Annotated in this window: 21 protein-coding genes and 2 riboswitches; of the genes, 15 read left to right on the forward strand and 6 right to left on the reverse strand. The window is 69.4% G+C overall.

All coding sequences use genetic code 11. The features are described 5' to 3' along the window. The first annotated feature begins 181 nt into the window (after nt 1-181). Together Aut01nite_RS42465 and Aut01nite_RS42470 are read left to right on the forward strand one after the other, a co-directional pair. Nucleotides 182-679 carry a hypothetical protein gene (locus Aut01nite_RS42465; RefSeq protein ID WP_043530355.1) on the forward strand — a complete coding sequence of 166 codons (498 nt, stop codon included), beginning with the start codon at nt 182-184 and terminating at the stop codon, nt 677-679. Between the two features lie 48 nt (nt 680-727). Continuing rightward, a riboswitch (ZMP/ZTP riboswitch) is annotated at nt 728-819 on the forward strand. A gap of 19 nt (nt 820-838) precedes the next feature. Next, entirely contained in the window at nt 839-2,263 is a 1,425-nt protein-coding gene (locus tag Aut01nite_RS42470) for a glycine hydroxymethyltransferase (RefSeq protein WP_043530357.1), read from the forward strand. 197 nt (nt 2,264-2,460) lie between these two features. On the opposite strand, the gene Aut01nite_RS42475 is transcribed toward Aut01nite_RS42470, so the two are convergent. Continuing rightward, nucleotides 2,461-2,967 carry a metallophosphoesterase family protein gene (locus Aut01nite_RS42475; RefSeq protein WP_043530359.1) on the reverse strand — a complete coding sequence of 169 codons (507 nt, stop codon included), beginning with the start codon at nt 2,965-2,967 and terminating at the stop codon, nt 2,461-2,463. Nucleotides 2,968-3,213: 246 nt separating this feature from the next. Between Aut01nite_RS42475 and Aut01nite_RS42480 the strand changes: the two genes are divergently transcribed. From Aut01nite_RS42480 to Aut01nite_RS42515, 8 genes are all read left to right on the forward strand, one after another. Further along, nucleotides 3,214-4,236: a sugar ABC transporter substrate-binding protein gene (locus tag Aut01nite_RS42480; RefSeq protein WP_043530361.1), complete on the forward strand. Its 1,023-nt coding sequence runs from the start codon at nt 3,214-3,216 to the stop codon at nt 4,234-4,236. Then, nucleotides 4,209-5,252: an ABC transporter permease gene (locus tag Aut01nite_RS42485; RefSeq protein WP_236643051.1), complete on the forward strand. Its 1,044-nt coding sequence runs from the start codon at nt 4,209-4,211 to the stop codon at nt 5,250-5,252. The genes Aut01nite_RS42480 and Aut01nite_RS42485 overlap by 28 nt, the downstream gene beginning before the upstream one ends. Beyond that, nucleotides 5,249-6,019: an ATP-binding cassette domain-containing protein gene (locus Aut01nite_RS42490; protein WP_043530364.1), complete on the forward strand. Its 771-nt coding sequence runs from the start codon at nt 5,249-5,251 to the stop codon at nt 6,017-6,019. Before Aut01nite_RS42485 ends, Aut01nite_RS42490 begins: the two co-directional genes overlap by 4 nt. 91 nt (nt 6,020-6,110) lie before the next feature. Next, nucleotides 6,111-8,081 (forward strand): putative bifunctional diguanylate cyclase/phosphodiesterase, encoded by a 1,971-nt coding sequence (locus Aut01nite_RS42495; RefSeq protein WP_063958848.1) that lies wholly within the window; start codon nt 6,111-6,113, stop codon nt 8,079-8,081. Then, a complete protein-coding gene (locus Aut01nite_RS42500; RefSeq protein ID WP_043530366.1) occupies nt 8,078-8,980 on the forward strand; it encodes a transporter substrate-binding domain-containing protein in 903 nt (300 codons plus the stop codon). The genes Aut01nite_RS42495 and Aut01nite_RS42500 overlap by 4 nt, the downstream gene beginning before the upstream one ends. 42 nt (nt 8,981-9,022) lie before the next feature. Then, nucleotides 9,023-9,673 (forward strand): TetR/AcrR family transcriptional regulator, encoded by a 651-nt coding sequence (locus Aut01nite_RS42505; RefSeq protein ID WP_052164335.1) that lies wholly within the window; start codon nt 9,023-9,025, stop codon nt 9,671-9,673. Beyond that, nucleotides 9,643-10,581 (forward strand): ABC transporter ATP-binding protein, encoded by a 939-nt coding sequence (locus Aut01nite_RS42510; RefSeq protein ID WP_043530368.1) that lies wholly within the window; start codon nt 9,643-9,645, stop codon nt 10,579-10,581. Before Aut01nite_RS42505 ends, Aut01nite_RS42510 begins: the two co-directional genes overlap by 31 nt. Continuing rightward, nucleotides 10,578-12,146 carry an ABC transporter permease gene (locus Aut01nite_RS42515; protein WP_043530370.1) on the forward strand — a complete coding sequence of 523 codons (1,569 nt, stop codon included), beginning with the start codon at nt 10,578-10,580 and terminating at the stop codon, nt 12,144-12,146. Before Aut01nite_RS42510 ends, Aut01nite_RS42515 begins: the two co-directional genes overlap by 4 nt. A 33-nt stretch (nt 12,147-12,179) precedes the next feature. On the opposite strand, the gene Aut01nite_RS42520 is transcribed toward Aut01nite_RS42515, so the two are convergent. The 4 genes from Aut01nite_RS42520 to Aut01nite_RS42535 all read right to left on the reverse strand — a co-directional run bounded on the left by Aut01nite_RS42520 (nt 12,180) and on the right by Aut01nite_RS42535 (nt 16,922). After that, complete coding sequence (locus Aut01nite_RS42520; RefSeq protein WP_043530372.1) at nt 12,180-13,817, reverse strand: Na+/H+ antiporter; 1,638 nt, start codon at nt 13,815-13,817, stop codon at nt 12,180-12,182. A 4-nt stretch (nt 13,818-13,821) separates the two neighbouring features. Continuing rightward, the gene (locus Aut01nite_RS42525) at nt 13,822-14,352 is read right to left on the reverse strand and encodes a DUF4142 domain-containing protein (RefSeq protein ID WP_083999733.1); all 531 of its coding nucleotides are present in this window, start codon (nt 14,350-14,352) and stop codon (nt 13,822-13,824) included. Nucleotides 14,353-14,423: 71 nt separating this feature from the next. Continuing rightward, on the reverse strand, nt 14,424-15,884 hold the full coding sequence (ahcY, locus tag Aut01nite_RS42530) for an adenosylhomocysteinase (protein ID WP_043530374.1): 1,461 nt from the start codon (nt 15,882-15,884) through the stop codon (nt 14,424-14,426). 18 nt (nt 15,885-15,902) lie between these two features. Then, nucleotides 15,903-15,983, reverse strand: a riboswitch (S-adenosyl-L-homocysteine riboswitch). Between the two features lie 33 nt (nt 15,984-16,016). Beyond that, entirely contained in the window at nt 16,017-16,922 is a 906-nt protein-coding gene (locus Aut01nite_RS42535) for a hypothetical protein (RefSeq protein ID WP_052164337.1), read from the reverse strand. A gap of 97 nt (nt 16,923-17,019) precedes the next feature. Here Aut01nite_RS42535 and Aut01nite_RS42540 point away from each other — a divergent pair, with 97 nt between their 5' ends. The 3 genes from Aut01nite_RS42540 to Aut01nite_RS42550 all read left to right on the forward strand — a co-directional run bounded on the left by Aut01nite_RS42540 (nt 17,020) and on the right by Aut01nite_RS42550 (nt 19,712). Next, on the forward strand, nt 17,020-17,970 hold the full coding sequence (locus Aut01nite_RS42540; protein WP_043530376.1) for a LacI family DNA-binding transcriptional regulator: 951 nt from the start codon (nt 17,020-17,022) through the stop codon (nt 17,968-17,970). A gap of 149 nt (nt 17,971-18,119) precedes the next feature. Continuing rightward, nucleotides 18,120-19,007 (forward strand): NAD-dependent epimerase/dehydratase family protein, encoded by an 888-nt coding sequence (locus tag Aut01nite_RS42545; protein ID WP_043530378.1) that lies wholly within the window; start codon nt 18,120-18,122, stop codon nt 19,005-19,007. An 81-nt stretch (nt 19,008-19,088) separates the two neighbouring features. Further along, nucleotides 19,089-19,712 (forward strand): LuxR C-terminal-related transcriptional regulator, encoded by a 624-nt coding sequence (locus Aut01nite_RS42550; protein WP_043530379.1) that lies wholly within the window; start codon nt 19,089-19,091, stop codon nt 19,710-19,712. 29 nt (nt 19,713-19,741) lie between these two features. On the opposite strand, the gene Aut01nite_RS42555 is transcribed toward Aut01nite_RS42550, so the two are convergent. Then, complete coding sequence (locus tag Aut01nite_RS42555; protein WP_043530382.1) at nt 19,742-21,238, reverse strand: MFS transporter; 1,497 nt, start codon at nt 21,236-21,238, stop codon at nt 19,742-19,744. Nucleotides 21,239-21,434: 196 nt separating this feature from the next. Here Aut01nite_RS42555 and Aut01nite_RS42560 point away from each other — a divergent pair, with 196 nt between their 5' ends. Both Aut01nite_RS42560 and Aut01nite_RS42565 read left to right on the forward strand, forming a co-directional pair. Continuing rightward, entirely contained in the window at nt 21,435-22,520 is a 1,086-nt protein-coding gene (locus tag Aut01nite_RS42560) for a hypothetical protein (RefSeq protein WP_152628988.1), read from the forward strand. A gap of 76 nt (nt 22,521-22,596) precedes the next feature. Beyond that, the coding region (locus Aut01nite_RS42565; RefSeq protein WP_201775604.1) for a hypothetical protein at nt 22,597-23,922 on the forward strand (1,326 nt) is incomplete at its 3' end.

The following is a 23,922-nucleotide window of genomic DNA, read 5'->3' on the forward strand; positions in this document are numbered from 1 at the left end:
GGTGGGTGGTGGGGAGCGGCGCTGAAGCTTGTCGCTATTGGCAGGGGGGTGCACGGCTCGGCGCTCGAGCTTGTTGCTATTGGGGCTGCACCGCGGGGTGCTCAGAGGGGGTTGCTGGTGGTGGGGGCTGCGCTTTGTGGCTTTGGGGTGCAATATGCGTTCGTGGATGGGAGGGTTGCGGATGCTTGTGTATCGGTCCATGGGGCGCACGGTTCTATTGATCGTGTTGGTTGCGGTTTGGGCTGTGGTGCCGGCTATGTTTTTGCTGGAAGCGGCGGCTGATGCGGTCTGGCCGTCCAACGTGCTGTGGTGTGTGCTCGTCGGGTGTGTGGTGGGAATCGCCGTCGAGGTGGCGAGACGGCTGTTTCTTCGGGGCCGGCGGCCGGTCGTGGAGATCTCGCGGGAAGGTCTGCGGGTGGACCGGATCTCGGCGCAGGTGATCCCGTGGACCGCGGTTCGGGATGTACGGCGGGTGCCGGGCCACAACCAGGAGCTCTTGACGTTCGACCTGGCGGAGGATTTCGCCCGGGATTTCGAGAACGGTGGGGCCAGGATGGCGCACTGGAGCAACCGCCGAGTCGGCTTCCACGGCGTCTATCTGAGCGCCGTCGGGCTCAACGCGTCGATCGACGAGTTGCATCAGGCGATTCTGCGGAATTGGCGAGCAGCGGCGTGGTGAGGTAGGCGGCATTGCGTGTGCTGTCGAGCGACGGCGCCGGTATGCTGGCGGGCGGGCCGTGACTGGCGCGTTCGGATGGGCTGACCATCGGGGAGCGGCCTCGTCGAGACGACGACTTGCCGTGCGCCTGGGCCTCTTCACTAGTGATAGGGAGGTCCCATGTCTGAGTTGAACGCCGAATCGATCGCTTTCCGATCCGCCCTCGAGGTGGTCCGGTCTGTCGAGCCGCGGATCGCCGATGCGATCGCGCAGGAGCTGACGGACCAGCGTGAGTCGCTGAAACTGATCGCGAGCGAGAACTATGCTTCCCCGGCCGTCCTGCTCGCCATGGGTAACTGGCTTTCCGACAAGTACGCGGAAGGCACGGTCGGCCGTCGTTTCTACGCCGGCTGCCAGAACGTCGATGTCGTCGAGTCGGTTGCCGCCGAGCACGCCAAGGCTCTCTTCGACGCGCCGTACGCGTACGTCCAGCCGCACTCCGGGATCGACGCGAACCTGGTGGCGTACTGGGCGATCCTCGCCGACCGGGTCGAGGTGCCGTACCTGAAGAAGTTCAAGAAGCGGCAGATCAACGACCTGACCGATGCCGAGTGGGCGGAGCTGCGGCAGGCGTTCGGCAACCAGCGTCTGCTGGGCATGTCGCTGGACGCCGGTGGCCACCTCACGCACGGGTTCCGGCCGAACATCTCCGGGAAGATGTTCGACCAGCGCAGCTATGGCGTGGATCCGGCGACCGGGCAGATCGACTACGCGGCACTGCGGGAGAGCGCCAAGGAGTTCAAGCCCGCGGTGATCGTCGGCGGGTATTCGGCGTACCCCCGCAAGGTGAACTTCGCGAAGATGCGCGAGATCGCCGACGAGGTGGGCGCGACGTTCATGGTCGACATGGCGCACTTCGCCGGTCTGGTCGCGGGTGGCGTGTTCACCGGCGACTACAACCCGATCCCGCACGCGCACATCGTCACGACCACCACCCACAAGAGCCTGCGTGGCCCGCGTGGTGGCGCCGTGCTCTGCCAGCCGGAGCTCGCGCCGCAGGTGGACCGCGGCTGCCCGATGGTTCTCGGTGGCCCGCTGCCGCACGTGATGGCGGCGAAGGCGCTGGCGTTCGCGGAGGCGCGCAAGCCGGAGTTCTCCACCTACGCGCACCAGATCGTCACGAACAGCCAGGCGCTCGCCGAGGGTCTGCTGAAGCGCGGCGTGCAGTTGGTGTCCGGTGGTACCGACAACCATCTGGTGCTGCTCGACGTGCACCCGTTCGGCATCACCGGCCGGCAGGCCGAGCAGGCTCTGCTGGACAGCGGCATCGTCACCAACCGCAACGCGATCCCGAACGACCCGAACGGCGCCTGGTACACCTCCGGCATCCGGATCGGTACCCCGGCGCTGACCACCCGTGGCCTGGGCGTCGCCGAGATGGACCAGATCGCCGACCTGATCCACACCGTGCTGGCGAACACCAGCCCGGCCGAGGGTTCGAAGGCCAAGTTCGCCCTGGACCCGGCCCTCTCCGACCGGATCAGCAAGCAGGCCTCCGAGCTGCTCGCCCCGTTCCCCCTCTACCCGTCGGTCTCCCTCGGCTGACCGCCCGAGCCGATAGATCCTGACTGGTTCTCAGTGTTGTCCCGCGCCGGTTGAGACAGCACTGAGAACCAGCCGGATCGAACCGCAACCCGCCGCCGACCGTCACCCGGTCACGGCGGGTTCGTGCTTTCCGAGCAACATCAGGGCGATCAGGTGCAGCAGCCCGGTGTCGTACGCCGGTCGATGTCACGTGGGGATCATGGCGTACGGGGTGGCAGGTGGTGGAGGGTGACGTCGTGCAGGGTGCCGGTGGTGATCGTGGCGGACATCCAGGTGTGGGTGGGCCGGCGGCGGCGGTCGGTGGGTGAGCCGGGGTTGAGCAGGCGCAGGCCGGTCGGGGCGAAGGTGTCCCAGGGGATGTGCGAGTGGCCGAAGACGAGCACGTCGGTGTCGGGGAACCGGGCGGTGCAGCGTTTTTCGCGGCCGGTGGCCGGGCCCGTCTCGTGGACGACGGACAGGCGTACGCCGTCGAGGGTGGCGTGCGCGATCTCGGGGAGCCGGGCGCGCAGTGCTGGGCCGTCGTTGTTGCCGTAGCAGGCGATCAGCCGGGTGGAACGGGCTTCGAGCCGGTCGAGGAGTGCGACGTCGACCCAGTCGCCGGCGTGGATCACTACGTCGGCGGTGTCGATGGCGGACCAGAGCGGGGCGGGCAGATCGCGGGCGCGTTTGGGGACGTGGGTGTCGCTGATCAGGACGAGCCGCATGACGACAATCCTAATTGTCTGTTCTTGCCAGGTACGCCGGAACGGTTCCGGAACCGTGGCCGTACCCGGACATGGGTCCCGGAACTGTGGCCGTTTACGGACAGCGAAAGCGTCGCCTACCGCGGGGCGGCGGAGGTACGCGGACTCGTAGCCGTCCGTGACCGCCGGAAAGCCAGCTGTTGACACCCCGCAGGGGTGGGCGTCTACTCCAAGGCAACGTCACCTCTCGATGCCTTCGGAGGACGTATGCGCGGGATCGGAAAGGCTGCGGTCTGCCTGATGCTCGTGCTCACCGGTGCCGCCTGCAATCGAGGCACCGGCGAGCCGATCGTCGGGCTGATCACCAAGACCGATACCAACCCGTTCTTCGTGACAATGAAGAACGGGGCCCAGGCGGCCGCCGGGCAGTACGGCGTCGAGTTGCAGACCTTCGCCGGGCGGGTGGACGGCGACAACGAGGCGCAGGTGCTGGCGATCGAGAACCTGATCTCGTTCGGCGCCGAGGGTTTCCTGATCACACCGAACGACTCCTCGGCGATCGTGCCCGCCATCGACCGGGCGCACGAGGCCGGGATGCTGGTCATCGCGCTGGACACCCCGGTCGAGCCGGTCGACGCGGCCGACGCCACGTTCGCCACCGACAACTACGAGGCGGGGCGGCTGATCGGGCGGTGGGCGAAGACGAAGTTCGAGAAGGAGGGGAAGCAGGCGCGGATCGCGATGCTCGACCTCAACGCCAACCAGGTCTCCGTGGACGTGCAGCGGGACCAGGGGTTCCTGGAGGGCTTCGGGGTGGACGTGAGCGACCCGGGCCGGATCGGCGACGAGACCGATCCGCGGATCGCCGGGCACGACGTCACCGACGGCAACGAGGAGGGTGGGCGTACCGCGATGGAGAACCTGCTCCAGAAGGATCCGTCGATCAACCTGGTCTACACCATCAACGAGCCCGCCGCGGCCGGCGCCTATCAGGCGCTCAAGGCGGCCGGCAGGGATCAGGACGTCACGATCGTCTCGGTCGACGGCGGCTGTCCCGGTGTGGACAACGTGGCGAACGGGGTCATCGGGGCGACCTCGATGCAGTTCCCGGTCAAGATGGCCGAGATGGGGGTGCAGGCGATCGCGGAGTACGCGAGGACCGGCGCCCGGCCGCAGAACACCACCGGCAAGAACTTCGTCGACACCGGCGTGGAACTGATCACCGACGAGCCGCAGGCCGGCGTGGAGGCGAAGGACTCCGCGTGGGGCAAGCAGAACTGCTGGGGGTGAGAATGTCCGCCACCGCGGCTGACTTCGAGGTGCGGCGGCCCGACTCGTTCGGGCTGCGCCTGCAACACCGGCTGCACGGCAATCCGGTGCTGGGGCCGCTCGCCGTACTGATGGTGGCGATCGTCGCCTTCTCGATCGTCAACTCCCGATTCTTCTCCGCCGCCAACCTGTCCCTGGTGTTGTTGCAGGTAACTGTCATTGCGACGCTGGCGCTCGGGCAGACCCTGATCATCCTGACGGCCGGCATCGACCTGTCCGCCGGGGCGATCGCGGTGTTCTCGTCGATCCTGATGGCGCTGTTCGCCACCGACGCGGGCGTGCCGGCGCCGCTCGCGCTGCTGCTCGGATTCGCCTGCGGTACGGCGATGGGCGCGATCAACGGGATCCTGGTCACCCGGATCAAGCTGCCACCGTTCATCGTCACGCTCGGCACGCTGACCATCTTCTTCTCGCTCAACTCGGTGGTCAGCAACAGCGAGACGGTGCGCGGCGCGGACATGCCGGGGCTGATGACGTGGACCGGCGACGCGATCCCGATCGGGGACTTCCGGCTCAGCTACGGCTCGATCATCATGCTGCTGCTGTTCGGGTTCTTCGCGTACGCGCTGACCTGGACCGCCTGGGGCAAGCACGTGTACGCGACCGGCGACGACGTCGAGGCGGCCCGGCTCGCGGGTATCCGTACCGGCCGGGTCTTGTTCTCGGTCTACACCACGGCCGGTCTGCTCTACGCGGTGGCCGGCTGGATCCTGATCGGGCGGCTCGCGTCGGCCAGCCCGAACGTCGGCACCGAGTACAACCTGGACTCGATCACCGCTGTCGTGCTCGGCGGGACCAGCCTCTTCGGTGGCCGCGGCGGGGTGATCGGCACCCTGATCGGCGCGCTGATCGTCGGCGTCTTCCGCAACGGCCTGCAACTGGCCGGCGTCGAGGTGGTCTGGCAGGGCTTCGCGATCGGCCTGCTGGTCCTGATCGCGGTCTCCCTGGACCAGTGGATCAGGAAGGTGAAATCGTGACGGAGACCGCGGTTCCGGTGCTTCAGGCGAAAAGCCTGACCAAGAGGTACGGGCGGGTCGTCGCGATCGACGGCAGTGACCTCGACCTGCTGCCGGGGGAGATCCTGGCGGTGATCGGCGACAACGGCGCCGGCAAGTCGAGTCTGATCAAGGCGCTCTCCGGCGCGCTCGTCCCGGACAGCGGCGAGATCCTGCTGGACGGGCAGCCGGTGCGGTTCCGTAATCCGATGGAGGCCCGTGCCGCCGGGATCGAGACCGTCTACCAGACCCTGGCGGTCGCCCCCGGCCTGGACATCGCCGACAACCTGTTCCTCGGTCGGGAGCAGCGCCGGGCCGGACCGCTCGGCTCGGTCCTGCGGATGCTGGACCGTAAGGGGATGCGGTCCGAGGCCGCCCGGCACATGAGCGAGCTCGGGGTCGGCACGCTGCAGAACATCGGCCAGGCCGTGGAGTCGCTCTCCGGCGGCCAGCGGCAGGCCGTCGCGGTGGCCCGGTCGGCGGCGTTCGGCAGCAAGGTGGTGATCCTCGACGAGCCGACGGCGGCACTCGGGGTGAAGGAGGGCAACCGGGTCCTGCAGTTGATCCGCGACGTCCGGGACCGGGGTCTGCCGGTGATCCTGATCAGCCACAACATGCCGCACGTCTTCGAGGTGGCGGACCGGATCCACATCCAGCGCCTGGGCCGCCGGATCGCGGTGATCGACCCGGGTGAGCATTCGATGTCCGACGCGGTGGCGATCATGACGGGCGCGGCGCCGCCACCCTGAAATCCCTCATCCGGCCCGGCCGGGCGTCGATCTGATCCGCATGTGGATACGCCGGGCTCGGCCGCGAGCGGGGAGCACTTCCCGCCTGTTCGTGACCTACGCGGTGGCCAGTCTCGTGCCGGTGGTCGCGTTGGGCGCGCTCGTCCTGCAGGACTACCGCCGGGACGCGGCCGAGCAGGGTCGCATGCAGGGGTTGTCGCAGGCCGACGTGATCGCGCAGATGGTGGTCGCGCCGGCGCTGGACAGTTCCGGGTCGCAGAACCTCGGTGTCGACCTGAGCCGCCGGGGCCTGTCCGCCGAGCAGTACGACATGCTGCGGGAGTCCACCGGCCTGGCCGTGTACCGGGGCTCGGTGCAGCATCTGCGGCTGCGCGGCTTCACCGGGCGGGTGATCTTCTCCGACGACGGTACGACGAGTGTCGGTGTGCCGGTGTCGGACCCGGACTTCCGGGCCGCCGCGGCAGGTGAGTCCCGGGCCACCGTGATCACCGGGCAGACCCAGACGATCCGGGTGCTGAAGCCGCTGTTGGCCGGGGCGACCGGCCAGTCGGTGGGGGTGCTCGAGGTGTATCTGCCGTACCAGGCGATCGCCGACCGGCGTGACCAGCTGGTGATGCGCACGGTGAAGCGGATCGGTGGCGGTCTCGTCGCGCTGTACCTGGTGCTGGCGCTGCTCGCCTGGTGGACCACCCGGTCGCTGCGCCGGTACGCCGCCGACCAGCGGCACCACGCCCTGCACGACGCCCTGACCGGCCTGCCGAACCGGGTCGCGTACCGGGCCTGGGCGGAGCAGCGGCTGGAGCAGGCGCGCCGGGACGGTGAGCACGGCGCCGTGGTGCTCGTCGACCTCAACCGCTTCAAGGAGGTCAACGACACCCTCGGGCACCATGCCGGCGACGACCTGCTGTGCCAGGTCTCCGAGCGGTTCCGGGCCGGCCTGGGGCCGCGCGACATCCTGGCCCGGCTCGGCGGCGACGAGTTCGCGCTGTTGCTGCCCGGGCGGAGCGGCCCGGAGGCGGTCGCGCTGCTGGAGGACATCCGCGAGCGGCTCGGTGCGGAGATGGTGCTCGACGGTGTTCCGCTGAGCATCGAGGCGAGCTTCGGCATCGCCCTCTACCCCGAGCACGGCTCCGGTGTGCACGACCTGAAGCAGCACGCCGACATGGCCATGTACCAGGCCAAACGTGGCACCGCGGACATCGTCGTCTACTCCGGCGACAACGCCGCGCACCCGCACCAGTGGCTGAAGGTGCAGGCCGAGCTGCGGCACGCGCTGGAGCGGGACGAGCTGGTGCTGCACTACCAGCCCAAGGTCAGCCTGCCGGACGGTGAGGTGGAGGGACTGGAGGCGCTGGTGCGCTGGCAGCACCCGGAACGCGGGATGGTTCCGCCGGGGGACTTCCTGCCCGCCGCGGAGCATTCCGGGCTGATCGTCCCGCTCACCGAGTGGGTGCTGCGCCGGGCGCTGACCGACCAGCTCGGCTGGACCGCGGCCGGGCAGTCCTGGGCGGTCTCGGTGAACGTGTCGGCCCGCAACCTCGAGGTGGCGGGGTTCCCGGCGCTGGTGGCAAGGCTGCTCGCGGAGACCGGGACCCCGGCGCACCGGCTGGTCCTGGAGGTCACCGAGACCGCGCTGGCCGGGGACGTCGCCACGGTGGAACGGGTGATCGCCGAGGTGGCGGCCCTGGGTGTCGGCCTGTCGATCGACGACTTCGGCGCCGGGTTCACCAGTCTGTCCCAGCTGCGCGGCAAGCCGGTCGCCGAGATCAAGATCGACCGGCAGTTCGTGAAGGACGTGGCGCACGACCCGCAGAGCCGGGCGATCGTCCGGTCGGTGATCGAGCTGGCGCACGGGCTGGGCAGCCGGGCCACCGCCGAGGGGATCGAGACCGCGGAGATCTACCGGTGGCTGATCGAGGCGGGTTGTGACGAGGCGCAGGGCTATCTGATCGGCCGCCCGGTGCCGTGGCCGCAGATCGACGCGCGCAGGTTCGCCGTACCAGAGGAAGAGATCGTGACCGCAAGCCAGAACGTGACCGCAACCGAAGGGATGAGCCGATGACGCGCCTGCGCCGGGCCGTGGCAGTGACCGGAGCCGCGCTCGTGCTCGCGGCCGGCGGCTGCTCCAGTGTGGAGACAGAGATCACCCCCGCCGGGGCGGTGAACGAGATCGGGATCGTGGCCAAGGACGCCGAGTTGTACGCCGCGCTGCCCGAGGGGGTCCGGACCAAGGGATTCATCCGGCTGGTGACCGACGCCAGCTACGCGCCGATGGAGTACTTCTCCGCCGACGGGCGCACCATCATCGGGTTCGAGCCGGACCTGGCCGCCGCGCTCGGTCAGGTGCTCGGGATCCGGGTCGAGCTGGTGGTGGGCGTGTTCAGCACGGCCATCGACGAGGTCGACGCGGGCAATTACGACGGGGTGCTGTCGTCGATGACCGACACGCCGGAGCGCCGGGAACGGGCCGACTTCGTCAACTACTTCTCCACCGGCACGTCGATCCTGGTGCAGCGGGGCAACCCGGGGGCGATCGAGGAGCTCGGCGATCTCTGCGGGCATGCGGTGGCCACCGAGGCGGGCACCTATCAGGAGGAGATGCTGAAGCGGGTGCGGGCCACCTGCGGCACCACCACGCTGAGCATCCACAGCCTGCCGACGAACGCCGATGCGCTGGTGGAGCTGCGGACCGGCCGGGTGGCGGCCGTGCTGCAGGACTACCCGCCCGCGTCGTACATCGCGACCGACGCGAAGACCAGCGCGTTCTTCCAGCTCGCTTCGGACAAGCAGTACGAGCCGGGGCTTTTCGGGATCGCCGTGGACAAGGACAACGCGGCCCTGCGGGACTGTCTGCGGGGCGCCCTGCAGCGCCTGATCGACTCCGGCACCTACACCGATCTGCTGGCCCGCTGGGAGCTGAGCGCGAGCGCGGTCACCAAGGCGACGGTCAACGGCAGATAGACGACAGTGCGCGGCTACACACGCGTGTAGTACGCTACACGCGTGAGTAGTGACAGCGACCTGACCGCCCGGGCCCGGATCCGGGACGCCGCGATCGCGCTCTTCACCGAGCGCGGCATCGCCGGTGCCACGATCCGGGACATCGCCCAGGCCGCCGGCGTCTCCTCCGGCCTGCTGCGGCACCACTTCGGGTCGAAGGAGGGCCTGCGCGACGCCTGCGACGAGTTCGCGATGGGCCGCATCGCGCAGCTCCAGATGGCGTTCACCGAGTCGGCCACGATGGGCGGCGCGCTCGCCCCCGACGCGATGGCCCTGCAGCAATATCTGATCCGCTCGCTGATGGACGGCTCGCCCCGCGGTGCCGCCATGTTCGAGCAGGCGGTGCTGCACGGCGAGCGCTGGCTGGCCTCCACCGATCTGCAGACGTCCGACGCGCGAGCCTTCGTCGCGGTCCTCGGCGCCCTGAAGATGGGCATGTTCCTGATGCGCGACCAGCTCTCCGCCGCCCTCGGCGAGGACGTCGGCGAGATGCCGGGCTACCTGCGCATGATCCGCGCGTCGCTGGAGATCTTCAGCCAGCCACTCCTCACTCCTGAGCAGGCCGACCAGGCGCTGAAGGCGCTGGACCGGCTCGATGATTCGTGGACGGGAGACGAGAGGTCATGGCAGATGTCATCGATGTCGAAGGACTGATCAAACGGTTCGGCGCGGTCACCGCGCTGGACGGACTGGACCTGCGGGTCCCGGTCGGCGAGGTGCACGGTTTCCTCGGGCCGAACGGGGCCGGCAAGACCACCACCATCCGCGTCCTGCTGGGCCTGATGCGCGCGGACGGCGGCACGGCTCGGCTGCTCGGCGGCGACCCGTGGGCCGAGGCGACCGCGTTGCACCGCCGGTTGGCCTACGTCCCCGGCGACGTGACACTCTGGCCCACCCTGACCGGCGGCGAGGTGATCGACCTGCTCGGCCGGCTGCGCGGCGGTCTCGACCGCGGGCGCCGCGACGAGCTGATCGAGCGGTTCGAGCTCGACCCGCGCAAGAAGAGCCGGGCCTACTCCAAAGGCAACCGGCAGAAGGTGGCACTGGTCGCGGCGCTGGCCTCCGATGTGGAGCTGCTCATCCTCGACGAACCGACCTCCGGGCTGGACCCGCTGATGGAGGAGGTCTTCCGGGAGGTGATCCTCCAGGAGAAGAGGCGCGGAGACCGGACGGTCCTGCTGTCCAGCCACATCCTCGCCGAGGTCGAGGCGCTCTGCGACCGGCTCACCATCATCCGGGCGGGCCGGGCCGTGGAGACCGGCACGCTGGCCGGTCTGCGGCACCTGACCCGCACCTCGATCCGGGCCGAGCTGGCGGGCCCGGTGCACGGGCTGGCCGCGATCCCCGGCGTGCACGGGCTGACCACGGAGGACGGCCGGGTCGCCTTCGACGTCGAGGCGGACGCGCTCGAGCCGGCACTGCGATCGCTCGTCGCGGCCGGGGTGCGCAGCCTGGTCAGCCAGCCGCCGTCGCTGGAGGAGATCTTCCTGCGGCACTACACCCAGGACGGGGCCGGCGCCCGGGACGAAGCCGGAGCGCGGGACGAGGCGGGCGCGCGATGACCGGGACGGGGAAGCTGCTGCGCCTGATCCTGCGGCGTGACCGGTTCGTCCTGCCGGCCTGGGTGCTCGGGCTCGGCCTGCTGCCGTACATCTACGTCACCGGTTTCGACACGCTGTTCAGCACCGACCAGGAACGCATCGGGTACGCCCACATCAGCGCCGCCAACACCGGTTTCGTCGCGCTCTACGGCCCGTTGCACGGCGACAGCGTCGGGGAACTGGTCGTGTGGCGCGGCGGGTTCCTCCCGGTGATGGTCGGGCTCGCCGCCCTGCTCACGGTCATCCGGCACACCCGCGCCGACGAGGAGGCCGGGCGCACCGAGTTGCTCGGCGCGACAGTGGTCGGCCGGTTCGCGCCCCTGGCCGCCGCGCTGACCGCGACCATGGCGGCCGGGCTGGCGATGGGGGCCGTGGTGGCGGCGACACTGATCGGCCACGGGCTGCCGGCCGCCGGATCGGTGGCGCTGGGCACGGTGTTCGCGGTCACCGCCGGGTTCTTCGCCGGGGTGGGTGCGGTCGCGGCGCAGATCAGTGGTGGTGCGCGCGGGGCGCGTACCATCGCGGTCCTGGTCCTCGGGGTGTCCTATGTGCTGCGGATGGCCGGGGACGTGTCGGCGCTCGGCGACGGCACGCTGGGGTGGCTGGCCTGGCTGTCCCCGCTCGGCTGGGGGCACCGGATCTTCCCGTTCGGGACGGACGACTGGGGGCCGGCCGCGCTGGCGGTCCTGTGCACGATCCTCACAGTCGCCGGCGCGGGATATCTGCTGACCCGCCGCGATCTGGGCGGCGGCCTGGTCGCCGGGCGGCTCGGACCGGCCACCGCGGCCGCGTCCCTGCGCTCACCGGTCGCGCTGGCCTGGCGGCTGCACCGCGGGCTGCTGATCGGGTGGACCGCCGGGTTCGCCGCGCTGGGCCTGATCTTCGGCGCGGTCGCGAGCAGTGTGGTCGCCCTCGCCGAGGACTCGGCCGGGGTGGGTGACGTGTTCGCCCGCATCGGCGGGACGGACACCGTGCTGGACGGCTACTTCGCCACCGTCGCGCCGATCTGCGGGGTGATCGCCGCCTGCTACGCGGTGCAGGCCGCGCTGCGGCTGCGGGACGAGGAACAGTCCGGTCACGCCGAGGCGATCCTCAGCACCGACGTCAGCCGGTTCGCCTGGGCCGGCAGCCACCTGATCTTCGCCCTGATCGGGCCGGCCGCCGCGCTGCTCGCCGAGGGCCTGATGGCCGGGCTGCTGCACGGTGACGTCGCGCTGCTGGTGAACGCCGCGGTGGTGCAGATCCCCGCGGTCTGGGTGCTGGCCGGCCTGGCGATGCTGCTGATCGGGGTGCTGCCCCGGCTGGCGTCGCTGGCGTGGGCGGCGATCGCCGGGTGCCTGGCGCTGATGATGGCCGGGCCGCTGCTGGAGCTCGATCAGCTGGTGCTCGACGTGTCGCCGTTCACCCATGTGCCGCGGGTGCCGGCGGTGGCGTTCACGGGCGTACCGCTGCTGGTCCTGACCCTGATCGCGGCCGCCCTCGGCGGCGCCGGCCTGATCGCCCTGCGCCGCCGCGACATCGGCTAGCCGGCTTGCCTTCGCTATGCCGCCGTGCCGGGGTCAGTGGCTCGGGCGCTTCGGCAGCACCAGCTCCTCGTGGTCCAGCTCGCGGTTGAGGACCCGCAGGCTGTCGTCGTTGAGCCGGCCCGCGTCGCGCCAGCGCAGCAGCTCCTCGCGCTCGGCGTCGATGACGGCCTGGCGGACCATCAGCGCTGCCTCGTACTGCGGGGACTCCGGCAGCTCGGTCGACTCGACCTGCTCCAGCAGGTCGAGCCGCCGCCGGTACCGGTCCAGGCGGATCTCGAGCTGCTTGCGCATCGTCTCGATGGCCTCGTCCTCGACGTTGTCGTGCTGTTCCTCCTGGATGTCGTCGAGGCGGTGCAGCGCGGCGACGACGGCGGCCGAGCGGGCCTCGTTGCGCAGCTTCGCCCGGTCCGTCTGGTCGGCCCGCAGGCCCAGCCGGCGGACCAGCGGCGCGAAGGTGAGGCCCTGGCCGACCAGCGTCACCAGCACCACCACGAGCGCGCAGAACACCAGCAGGTCCCGGTTCGGGAAGCTCTGCGGCAGGATGAAGATCGCGGCGAGGGTGATGACACCGCGGGTGCCGGCCCAGCTGAGCGCGGTCACCTCCCGGCCGGAGAGCGCCGACTCGCGGCGGGAGCCGTCCGGGTCGTCGTCGTCCTGCTGCCCGCCCAGGCGCAGGTGCAGCTGGCGCGGCAGCAGTTGGGTGACCACCAGCCAGAGCGGGCGGACCAGCAGCACCACACCGAGGGTGACCGCCAGCGCGATGGTGATCTGCGTCCAGGTGTACTCGTGGAGGCTGCTGACGATGCCGCGGACCTGCTGGCCGATCAGCAGGAAGACGACACCCTCCAGCAGGAAGTCGATGAGCCGCCAGACCGCGGCGGTCTGCAGGCGGCTGGCACCGGTGGTGTAGCGCGGGGTGTCGTGGCCGACCATCAGGCCGGCCACCACGACCGCGAGGACACCGGACAGGTGCCAGTGCTCGGCGACCAGGAACGCGGCCAGCGGCGTGATGATCGACAGGGCGTTGGCGCTGAGCGGGTCGTGCCGCAGCGGCTTGAGGAAACGCACGACGTACGCGACGACGACACCGATGAGCACGCCGCCGGCGGCGGAGATCACGAACCGGCCGACCGCGTTGTCGAAGGAGAAGTCGCCGTCCTCGTGCGCCGCGATCGCCACGGTGAGCAGCGTCAGCGCGGTCGCGTCGTTGAGCAGTCCCTCACCCTGGATCAGGGTGATCAGCTTGCCGGGGAGGCCGGCCTTGCGGCCGACGGCCAGGGCCGCCACCGGGTCCGGCGGGGCGACCGCCGCGCCCAGGGCGACACCGGCCGCCAGGGTGGCCCCGGCCACCCACAGCGAGAAGCCGTAACCGATCAGCAGAGCGGTGATCAGCACGAGGACGACCGAGAGGCTGATCACCGTCCGCATGTTGCGTCTGATGTCGAGCAGCGAGGAGTCCAGCGCCGCGTTGTACAGCAGGGGCGGCAGGACGAACATCAGGATCAGATGTTCGTCGAGCACCAGGTTCGGGCCCGGCAGGTACGAGTAGCCGATGCCCACGAGCGTCAGCAGGACCGCGGCGGGGAGCCCGGTTTTATCGGTGACCCAGTGGACCACGATGATGACCGCGACCGCTCCCAGGGCGAATAACAGGATCTCCTCGTAGCTCATCCGATCATTGTCGCGGCTGCTCCGAGGCGAGTAGGTCGCGGGCTGCGGTCAGCGCGGCCCGGTTTGCGGCGATCGCCGGGGCGGCCGACGTGACGATCGCCCGGATTGCCGGATCAGTGCTGATCTTGAGCGCGGTACCGGCGAGCTTGGCGGCCCGCTCGTAGTTGGCCAGCTGGGTGGTGACGAACAGGGTGTCGAACGCGGCGGGTGAGGCGGCCCGGTACTGCTCGGCGAGCTGCTGCTGTTCGGAGTTCGGTTCGGCCGGCAGGCGTACCGCCAAGGTCTCGGAAGTGGCTTTGACCTGGGCGTCGAGCTTGCGGTGGTAGGCCGCGAACCGTTTGCCGAGCTTGCGGATCACCGGGTTGCCGCTCTTGCGGACGGCGATCCGGCCGGCCGTCATCTGGGCCAGGTTGCCCTGGTGGGCGGCGATCAGGAACTCGGCCTCCGGGCTGGCCGGGCGGGCCGCGGCCGGAGCGGCCGGCAGGGCCAACAGGGCGGCGGCACCGAAGGTAAATAGTTGGTGACGGAAAGGCATAATCGCAGCATAAAGCGGTGAAAAGGGACGCGCCCGGCCATCGAGTGATGGCCGGGCGCGTCAGAGACAGCTCAGTAGCGGTAGTGCTCCGGCTTGAACGGGCCCTCGACGTCCACGCCCAGGTACTCCGCCTGCTTCTTGGTGAGGGTGGTCAGCCGGACGCCGAGCGCGTCCAGGTGCAGCCGGGCCACCTTCTCGTCCAGGTGCTTCGGCAGCACGTAGACCTGCTTCTCGTACTCGCCCGGCTTGGTCCAGAGCTCGATCTGGGCCATCACCTGGTTGGTGAACGAGTTCGACATCACGAAGCTGGGGTGACCGGTCGCGTTGCCCAGGTTCATCAGGCGGCCCTCGGAGAGCACGATGACCGAGTGCCCGTCCGGGAAGCGCCACTCGTGCACCTGCGGCTTGATCTCGACCTTCTCGATACCGGGGACCTTGGCCAGCCCGGCCATGTCGATCTCGTCGTCGAAGTGGCCGACGTTGCCGACGATCGCGTTGTGCTTCATCGCCGACAGGTGCTCGACGGTGATGATGTCGGTGCCGCCGGTGGTGGTGATGAAGATGTCGGCCTCACCGACCACGTCCTCGAGCCGGACGACCTGCATGCCGTCCATCGCGGCCTGCAGCGCGCAGATCGGGTCGATCTCGGTGACCACGACGCGGGCGCCCTGGCCGCGCAGCGTCTCCGCCGAGCCCTTGCCGACGTCGCCGTAACCGCAGACCACTGCCAGCTTGCCGCCGAGCATCACGTCGGTGGCCCGGTTCAGGCCGTCGACCAGGGAGTGGCGGATGCCGTACTTGTTGTCGAACTTGCTCTTGGTGACCGCGTCGTTGACGTTGATCGCCGGGAAGAGCAGGGTGCCCTCCTTGGCCAGCTTGTAGAGCCGGGCCACACCGGTGGTGGTCTCCTCGGTGACGCCCTTGATCTCCGCCGCGATCTTGGTGAAGCGGTCCTTGGAGGAGGCCAGGCTCTCGCGCAGCGTCTCCAGGATGATCTTGTACTCGTGGACGTCGGCCTCGGTGGCCTGCGGGACCGCGCCGGCGCCCTCGAACTCGACACCCTTGTGCACCAGCAGGGTGGCGTCGCCGCCGTCGTCGAGGATCATGTTCGGGCCCTGGCCGTCACCGAAGTCGAACAGGCGCATGGTGGCCCACCAGTACTCCTCCAGCGTCTCGCCCTTCCAGGCGAAGACCGGCACACCGGCCGGGGCCTCGACCGTGCCGGTCGGGCCGACGACGACCGCGGCGGCCGCCTCGTCCTGGGTGGAGAAGATGTTGCAGGACACCCAGCGGACCTGCGCGCCCAGCTCGACCAGGGTCTCGATCAGCACGGCGGTCTGCACGGTCATGTGCAGCGAGCCGGCGATCCGGGCGCCACGCAGCGGCTTCGAGTCGCCGAACTCCTTGCGCAGCGACATCAGGCCGGGCATCTCGTGCTCGGCGAGACGCAGCTGGTGACGGCCCGCCTCGGCGAGGCTCAGGTCGGCCACCGCGAAGTCCAGGCCATTGACGGATCGAAGTTTGTCGCTCATGAAAAGAGGGCTCCTCCCTCTCAGGAGGCGCCCTTGCGTCACTTCTCCTTTGCCGAGCGTGGCGGATCCGCTGGACCCGTTGCAGCGCCTCTCGGCAAGGCCGAGAACCAGCTTAGCCCGTCCGTTTCATGATCACATCCGACGTAGCGTTCCGTCGGTGTCGGTGATCAGGAAAGTGCCGTCACCCAGCGGCGTCAGGTCATATTGATCGATGGTGGTGATGTTCATCTCGCCGAGCACCTCGCCGCTCCGGGCGTCGACCCGGAAATGCCGCCACCACTCCTCCTCGCCTTCCTGATTGAGCCCGGTGACCACGACGACCAGGGAATCCCCGTCCAGATAGCCGCCGCTCCACTCGACGTAGACCTCGTCCTCCGGGTCGAACCCGAAATCCGCCACGGTGAGCCGCAGCCGGACCTCGCCGCCCGGCAGCTCGTGGATCCGAAGGTCCTCCTGATCGTGGGCGACGGTCATGAACCGCGACTCGTCCGGCGCGACCGAGATCAGCGAACGGTCGTTCCACCCGAAGTCGAGCGGGGCGCCGTCCGCCCCGGCCAGGTAGATCCGGATGCCGTCCTGCCCCTCGCCCACCTCCAGCAGCATCCGGCCGCCGCTCAACGGGAAATGATCACCGCTGTGTCCCACGGTCGGCAGCTCGTGGCGGGCGCGCAGCTCACCGGTCGCCGCGTCCAGCACGATCCACTCGTCGCCGCGGCCCCGGTCGGCCATCACGTTCGGCAGATAGGCCCAGACCAGCGTCTCGTCGTCGGACAGCGCGACATCGGTGTAGGCGACCCCGCCCTTCGGCCCGCGCTCGCCCAGGTCGAAACGCCACTCCTCGTGCCCGCCCGGATCGACCCGCAGCACCGCGCGATCGGTCGCGTAGATCAGCCGGTCGAGTGACCGGGTGACGACGTGCCCCTCGCTGCCGGGCTCCCGGTAGGTGCTGCGCGGGGGCACCGGAAACGTCCGGACCAGGGTCATCGCGGCGTCGTAGACCTCGACACCGTGCTCCTTCTTGCGGGAAATCACGCGCACGAGCGCAGCGTAACGCGGGTTCAATCCGTCACGCGAAGGGGCGAGAACCCATCAAGAACCTTCCATGGGACCTCAGGAACCCCTCATCCTGTACGGCGTGAAGCACCCGTATCGGATCCGGGAGATCGCCGCGCGGGCGGGCCTCAGCCAGGCCACCGTGGACCGGGTGCTGCACCGGCGCGGCGGAGTCCGGGAGGGCACCGCCCGCGCGGTGCACCAGGCGATCGCCGACCTGGACCGGGAGCAGCCGGGCACCGGCCGGGACCTGGTGATCGACGTGGTGCTGCGGACCTCCCGCCGGTTCGCCGCCGCGGTCCGGGCCGCGCTCGACGCCGAGATCGGCGAATTCGCCCCGCTGACCGTCCGGACCCGGGTCCACCACACCGACGCACCGGCCGAGGCGCTGAACCGGGTCGACGAGGCCCGCTCGCACGGCCTGATCGTGCTGGCGCAGCCGGACCCGGACGTCACCGACGCGGCCGCCCGCCTGACCGTCCCGGTGGTCACCCTCAACCACGACCTGCCGGCCGGCAAGCGGATCGCACATGTCGGCGTGGACGACTTCGGCTCCGGCGCGACCGCGGCGTACCTGGTGGACCGGCTGCTCGCGGACCGCGCCGGCGACGTGTTGCTGATCAACGGGCGGGGACCGCGGGAGGAGGGGTTCCGCTCGGGGCTGCCGGTCCGGCGGCTGCTCACCGCCGGCAGCGCGGACACCGGCCCGGTCCGGGAGATCCTCGCCGCCAACCCGTCGATCCGGGCCGTCTACTCCGCCGGGACCGGTGGGAGCGCGGCCGTGCTGGCGGCCTTCGCGGCCGAGCGCCGTAACTACGACGTCTTCGTGGCGCACGGCCTGGACAACGAGAACACCGAGCTGCTGCGCGCCTGCCGGATCTCCGCGGTGCTCCACCAGGATCTGCGGGCCGATCTGCGGCACGCCTGCCGGGCGATCCTGCGCTCGCACGGCGCGCTGCCCGGCGCGATCCGCTCCCAGCCGTCCGTGGTTCAGGTGATCACGCCGTTCAACGTTCCGGTCACGGACGGCTGACATCTCGGTGGTCCCGGTGTCACCCGGCCGTGGTGACCACAGAGTGGCGCCACGGCCGCGCCCGGTAGTACCGGTATGAGCGATTGGTTCTCGCCGGGATTGCTTGGGTAGCCTGGTCGCGCTGTGTGAAGCGGAAGATGGGAAATACGTTGAGTCGAACCCTGCTGGTCACCGGCGGCGCCGGATTCGTCGGCAGCGCCTTGATCAAGTCGCTGCTGAACGACTTCCCGGACACCGCCATCATCTCCCTGGACAACTACTTCACCGGCACGCCGGAGAACCACGTCCACGACCCGCGGGTGACGTACGTCGACGGGGCGACCGCCGACATCGCCAAGATCTGGGCCGGCCGTGGCCTCCCCGTGCCGGAGATGGTCTTCCACCTCGGGGAGTACTCGCGGATTCCGCAGTCCTTCGACGAGCCCGATCTGACCTGGGACTTCAACCTCCTCGGCACCAAAGAGGTGGTCAAGTTCACGGCCGGGCACGGCGCGAAACTGATCTATGCCGGATCCAGCTCGAAATTCGGCAACGACGGCGACGACGAGAACCTCAATCCGTACGCCTGGACCAAGGCCAAGAACATCGAGTTCATCCGGAACTACTCGAACTGGTTCGGGCTGGACTACGCGATCACCTACTTCTACAACGTGTACGGCCCGGGCCAGATCACCGACGGCAAGTACGCGACGGTGATCGGCATCTTCGAACGGCAGTACCTCGCCGGTGAGCCGCTGACCGTTGTCGCGCCCGGCACCCAGACCCGCGACTTCACCCACATCGACGACATCGTCCGCGGCCTGGTGCTCGTCGCCCGCAGCGGCACCGGCGACGGATACCTGCTCGGCACCGGCTGCGAGTGGCCGCTCGCCAAGGTCGCCGAGATGTTCGGCACCGAGCACACGCTCATCCCGGCCCGGCGCGGCGAGCGGGTCCGCGGCCAGGCCGACACCACCAAGGCGAACGGTCTGGGCTGGCACCCGGAACACCGCCTCGACGACTACATCGCCCGTTTCTTGGCGGCGAATCCCCGCTGAGCCGTCCCCGTCTCGGGTGTGCCGGAACGGAGTTTCGGCGTTCGGAGGCATGAACTGCCGCAGGGCGGGCATCCCCGGCCCATGCGGAACGGGAGCAGGATCGTCGTCGTCTCCGGCCACGCCCCCCTGGTACGTGGCCTGGAGCAGTCACTCCCCGAGGCCACTCGGGGGCGGGCCACCGTGGCGGGGGCGAACGACGGGTCGGACGTGGCGGCAGTGGTGCGGGAAGCCGTACCGGATCTGATCCTGGTGGACCTGCGGCCGCCCGCCGGCCTCCCGGCGGTCACGGCCGCCCGGGCCGCCGCGCCGCACACCCGGATCCTGGTGCTCGCCGGGGAGGACGCCCCGGCCACCGTCGACGTGCTGCGGGCCGGCGCCTCCGGAGTGCTGCCGCGCGGCGAAGAACTCATCCCGCCGCTGCTCGCGGCCCTGGAAGGGTGGGCGGTGGTGCCCGTTCAACTGCTCGCCGGGCTGGTCGACCAGAACGGGCGGCAGGTGGTCCACCCGGCGACGGCCCAGCTCGACGAGAGCGACCGGCGGCTGCTGCGGCTGATCGCCAACGGCTCGTCGACGAGCGAGATCGCCGGGCTGCTGCACGTCTCCGACCGTACGGTCAAACGCCTGACCGCCGCCCTGCTGCGGAAACTGCACGTCTCCAGCAGGACCGAGGCCGCCGCCGTGGCCGGCATCGCCGGCCTGGTCTGACCTTCTCGACGGCGGCCGGGTCCCGCCGGTCAGCCGCTGGCGCGGGGCCGAGAGGTCACCGCGGACAGCGGGGTCGCGACATCCTCCAGGGACTTGCCCTCCGCGTCGATGCCGAGGAACGCCTCCACGATGCCGCCGACCGCCATCACCCCGGCGCCGATCAGGAAGCCGATGAACAGCTTGTTCGGGTCCTCGCCCTCGCCGATCAGCGCTCCGTAGAAGACCGGGCCGATCGCGCCGAAGCACTGGGCGATCGCGAAGAACACCGCGATGGCCTGCGCCCGGATCTCCAGCGGGAAGATCTCACTGACCGTCAGATAGGCCGAGCTGGCGCCCGCCGACGCGAAGAAGAAGATGAAACTCCAGGCGATCGTCTGCGTGATCGCGTTGAGCATGCCCTGCTGGAAGAGCACCGCGGTGATCGCCAGCAGCGCACCGGAGAGCAGATAGGTACCGGAGATCATCTTGCGCCGGCCGACCGTGTCGAAGAGCCGGCCGATGGTCAACGGGCCGACGAGGTTGCCGACCGCGAACGCCACCAGATAGAGCGGCGCGGTCTTCGCATCGACGCCGAAGAACTTCGTCAGCACCAAGGTGTAGGTGAAGAAGATCGCGTTGTAGAGGAACGACTGCGTGATCATCAAGGTTGCGCCCAGTGTCGACCGGGCGGGATACACCTTGAAGAGCACTCGCAGCAGCGACAGATAGCCGTGCGGTCTGGTCGGCCGGATCTCGATCGCCTTCGAGTCGTCCAGCGGCGCGAGGGTCTGGCCGGACGCCTCGGCGGCCCGCTCGATCCGGGCGATGTTCTCCTCGGCCTCCTCCTCACGGCCGTGCATGACCAGCCAGCGCGGGCTCTCCGGCAGGTGCCGGCGCAGGCCCCAGATCGCCAGGCCGATGACCGGGCCGATCAGGAAGCCGATCCGCCAGGCCCAGTTCAGCTCCATGTTGTTGAGCAGGATGTACGTTCCGAGCGTGCCGATGATGGCGCCACCCCAGTAGGTGCCGTTCACGCCGATGTCCACCCGGCCGCGGTACTTCGCCGGCATCATCTCGTCGATCGCCGAGTTGATCGCCGCGTACTCGCCGCCGATACCGGCGCCTGCTATGAACCGGGTCAGATACAGGAAGACCAGGGCTGCTGGGCCGTTGCCCCAGGTCAGTGCGGTGAGCGCGTTACCGCCGAGATAGACGGCGAGCGTGACGATGAACAGGTTCTTACGGCCCAGCGCGTCGGACAGCCGGCCGAAGAACAGCGCGCCGAACACCTCACCGAGCAGGTAGACCGTGGCGATCAGGCCGACCTGCGTGGAACTCAGCGCGAGGGTCTCCTGCTCGGCCAGGACCGGGCCGACCGCGCTGGCCACGGTGATCTCGAGTCCGTCCAGGACCCAGGCGGTGCCGAGCGCGAGGATGATGCGGGTGTGAAACGGCGACCAGCTGAGCCGGTCGATCCGTGCCGGGATGAGACTGCGGATGGTGCCAGTCCCGGAGGCCGGGGCTGGGGACCCGAGGTCACGCGCCATTGACGCTCCTCCATTGCCGTGATGTTGCTCACCGGGTACCCCAGGAATCTCCCAGGCATTCCACAGAATTCAAGGTCATCGACGTACGCGTCAGGACGGGGCCGTTTCGACTCGTCCGTTCGGTCGATCCATGGGTGAGCTATGTGGCCATACGATCCGTGGGCGGATCTTCCGCCTTGATCACACGGGGCTTCACATGCGCATATCGAGGGCCGCTCTCGCGGCCACGGTGCTGGCCGGCGCCACCGCCGTCGGCTTCGCCGTATCTGTCGGCACCGCTTCCGCCGAATCCGACCCCACCTCGGGAAAGATCGTTGCGGCGTCGGCCGCAGAGACGCCGCAGCTCACTCAGATCGAGTGGCATTCCGACGTCAATACCACCACCATGATCAAGGGCGTCACCCTGACCGGGAGATTGAGCTCGGCCGGCTCCGTGCCGGAGGGAACCGAGTTGACCGTCACGCGGTCCTTCGGTACGGGGAGCATCGTCGTGATCGGGACGGTGAAGACGGACGCGTCAGGGTTCTTCTCCCTGTTCGACAAGCCGCCGTTCACCGGCCAGATCGAGTACGGCGTGCGATTCGCCGGCAACGAGCTCCTTCAGTCGGCAACCGAGACCGAGATGGTTTGGGTCGAACGGGCGCAGTCGGCGCTCGCTCTCGCTGTGAGCCCCGCTGGTGTGCACAACCTCGGGGCGACGGTGACGCTCACCGCGACGCTCGGCCCGACCTACTCGAACCGGGTCGTCGAATTCTGGGCCGACCCGGCCGGCACCGATCAGGCCCCTCGCCTGATCAAACGCGCGGTCGTCTACAGCAACGGCAAGATGCTCGCGTCCGTCCCGGTCACTCGGAACACCGTGGTCACCGTCAAATTCTCCGGTGACGCCGCGTATCACCCGACCAGTCGCGCCGTCAGCCTGTGGACCAGGGTCGCCGCGAGCACGACGCTGACCAAGCACTACAAGACCGCGAAGATCGGTGGCGTGTCGTACCAGTACTTCCGGAAGTCGGTGGACCCGGTCATCAACCAGACCATGACCGCCGCGCCGAACCGGAAGGTCCGCAGCGTCATCCAGATCTGGTCGGGTGGCAAGTGGCAGTTCTGGTCGGCCCGGGACACGAAGCTCACCACGGCGGGCAAGGCGTCCTTCACCTTCATTACCGGAGCCAAGGCCGGGAGCATGTTCCGGGTGCGGGCCGAGTACATCATCGGCACCTCCGGCGACAGCCTGAACGCCAACACCCAGGGCGCATGGAAGTACTTCACCCTCACCAACTGATCCACGAGTGAACCGGGGGCCGCTCTTCGGAGCGGCCCTCCTCCAACGCATCCAGTTACCGACGGGGGACGTGACAATGCGTACCAGGATTGCGGCCGCCACCGTGGCGGCCATGTTCGGGTCGATTCTGACCGTGGCCGGCGCCTCGCCGGCCCGGGCCGACTCGAAGATGCCCATCGACGTGGACAACATCGCCGAGCTTGTCGCCGACCGAGTCCACCAACGATTCTTCACCTTCGGAACTCACTATCCCGCGAAGGTTCTCGCCACGAGTTACGGCGGGGCCGAGTTGGGCAGCTACAGCCATGCCAAGGCGAGTGACATCGTCCTGGCGCCGGACTCCTCGGTGCTCTACGTGGCGCTCCGTGACGAGCACAAGATCGTCGCCTTGGATCCGATGACGATGAAGGTCGTCGCCGAATACGATCTCGGCGCCGGGATCGTTCCGACTCAGCTGAACGTCGTCGGAAAGCGGGTGTGGTTCCTGCATTCGACGGGTGACGGCGCGGTGGTCGGCTCGCTGGATCTGTCCGGGGCCACGCCGGTGTCCGGCCTGGTACCGAATGCCGGTAAGTGGTCGCCCGCCTGGAGCGCCAGACTCACGACCGGACCCACCGGCCGGATGGTGGTCACGGCGGCTGACGAATACGTCTCCTTCGACGTCCGCGACGGTGTTCCCGTGGTGGTGTCCCGCCTGCCCGTGAATGATGAGAACGGCCTGCGTGCGGTGGAGTTGATGCCGGACGGCGAGCGGTACGCCGCGGTGACGTGGGACGGAAGTCTCACGACACGGCGGTTCTCGGACCATGCTGATGTGCGGATTCTTGCCGGGAAACTGAACTCGTTCGCCGCGTTGGACGTGGCCGAGGACGGGGCCATCGCCATCGCGGCGGCCGACGGTGTCTCCAGCGAGCCCCGATCCGTGCGGACCTTCGCGGCGGGTACCGGCGCTCCGATCGCCGAGTACGGCGTCGTCTTCAGAGCGGCGGCGCTGGCGTGGGAGCCTGGTGACGGCCGGCTGTTCGCCATCGATCAGCGGATCGCTGAATCCGGTGCCGCCCTCCACCTGCTCGACCGGCCCCGTATGTACCAGACCGGGCTGTACCCGGACGGTCCCAAGACGGCGAAACGGGCATCCCCGGTAACGATCACCGCGTCGCTGAAGTCGACGCCTGTGGTACCGGCCGGTACCTCGGTGAGCGTCACCCGGGTCGACATCGAGTCGCCGGCCGGCCGATCGGTCGGCACCGCGACCACCGATGCCGGCGGCGTTGCGCGGTTCACCGATGTGCCGCTGGTCGGTGGCGCCGTCTGGTACAAGTTCGAGTACGCCGGTAGTGCCACGCACGAGCCGGCGCTCGGATGGCAGAGGGTCGACGTCTCCCGGACGACGCCCGCCCTC

Origin of the sequence: Actinoplanes utahensis, assembly GCF_016862455.1 — a bacterium.
Lineage (GTDB): Bacteria > Actinomycetota > Actinomycetes > Mycobacteriales > Micromonosporaceae > Actinoplanes > Actinoplanes utahensis.

Coding starts and splice junctions, on each gene's coding strand:
- Aut01nite_RS42500 (WP_043530366.1), top strand. CDS start 8,078: ATGACGCGCCTGCGCCGGGCCGTGGCAGTGACCGGAGCCGCGCTCGTG.
- Aut01nite_RS42515 (WP_043530370.1), top strand. CDS start 10,578: ATGACCGGGACGGGGAAGCTGCTGCGCCTGATCCTGCGGCGTGACCGG.
- Aut01nite_RS42510 (WP_043530368.1), top strand. CDS start 9,643: ATGGCAGATGTCATCGATGTCGAAGGACTGATCAAACGGTTCGGCGCG.
- Aut01nite_RS42465 (WP_043530355.1), top strand. CDS start 182: ATGCTTGTGTATCGGTCCATGGGGCGCACGGTTCTATTGATCGTGTTG.
- Aut01nite_RS42555 (WP_043530382.1), bottom strand. CDS start 21,238: ATGGCGCGTGACCTCGGGTCCCCAGCCCCGGCCTCCGGGACTGGCACC.
- Aut01nite_RS42550 (WP_043530379.1), top strand. CDS start 19,089: ATGCGGAACGGGAGCAGGATCGTCGTCGTCTCCGGCCACGCCCCCCTG.
- Aut01nite_RS42470 (WP_043530357.1), top strand. CDS start 839: ATGTCTGAGTTGAACGCCGAATCGATCGCTTTCCGATCCGCCCTCGAG.
- Aut01nite_RS42520 (WP_043530372.1), bottom strand. CDS start 13,817: ATGAGCTACGAGGAGATCCTGTTATTCGCCCTGGGAGCGGTCGCGGTC.
- Aut01nite_RS42480 (WP_043530361.1), top strand. CDS start 3,214: ATGCGCGGGATCGGAAAGGCTGCGGTCTGCCTGATGCTCGTGCTCACC.
- ahcY (WP_043530374.1), bottom strand. CDS start 15,884: ATGAGCGACAAACTTCGATCCGTCAATGGCCTGGACTTCGCGGTGGCC.
- Aut01nite_RS42560 (WP_152628988.1), top strand. CDS start 21,435: ATGCGCATATCGAGGGCCGCTCTCGCGGCCACGGTGCTGGCCGGCGCC.
- Aut01nite_RS42475 (WP_043530359.1), bottom strand. CDS start 2,967: ATGCGGCTCGTCCTGATCAGCGACACCCACGTCCCCAAACGCGCCCGC.
- Aut01nite_RS42525 (WP_083999733.1), bottom strand. CDS start 14,352: ATGCCTTTCCGTCACCAACTATTTACCTTCGGTGCCGCCGCCCTGTTG.